At 70.3% G+C, this 634-nt stretch carries 1 protein-coding gene; it reads right to left on the minus strand.

The window, feature by feature from the left end:
* Nucleotides 1–402, minus strand: a 402-nt coding sequence (locus ACNPM4_RS09090; protein ID WP_448985457.1) for a winged helix-turn-helix domain-containing protein, incomplete at its 3' end; no start/stop codon positions are given.
* Nucleotides 403–634: the final 232 nt, after the last annotated feature.

Genomic DNA, 634 nt, shown 5'->3' on the forward strand with positions numbered 1-634 from the left:
GTGCGCGCCGAGGTCGCGCAGGGCGAGGCGCGAGGTGCGCCGCACCGCTTCCCGCGCGAACGTCAGGGGATCGGCGTGTGCGGCGACGAAGCTGCCGCCGTTCCGTCCGCGTCGGGTCACGACGAGGCCGCGCCCCCGCAGCGCGAGCAGCGCTTCGCGCACGGTCACCGGAGCGACGCCGAGGCTCTTGCTGAGGTCGGCTTCGGAGGGGAGACGCTCGCCGGCGCGGAGGTGCCCGCGGGTGATCGCGTCGACCAGGCGGCGCTCGACGAGCTCCGCCCTGCCCTCGTCGCCGATGGGCTGGAACAGTGCGCCCTGAAGGCGGTGCGGCTGTTCGTGCTCCGCGTCGGGGGAGGGGTCGGCAGGGGCGTGCGTCGGATGCGTCGTCGAGCTCGATGCCATTCTGCGATTCTCCCTTCCGCGCTCACCATACCCAAGAAACTCGCTGTTGACATATTACCTCTGGGTTTATATGTTTTGGGGAATCTTCCGAGTTCGACGATGACCGAGGAGCGCGAGATGATCGCCACGGCACCCGCAGCACCCGCAGCCGCAGAGGCCGCCCGTCCCGACGGGACGGTGACCCTGAGCGGCGTCACGAAGTCGTTCGGCGAGTTCACCGCCGTCCGCGACC

The organism is Microbacterium umsixpiens (assembly GCF_053543675.1).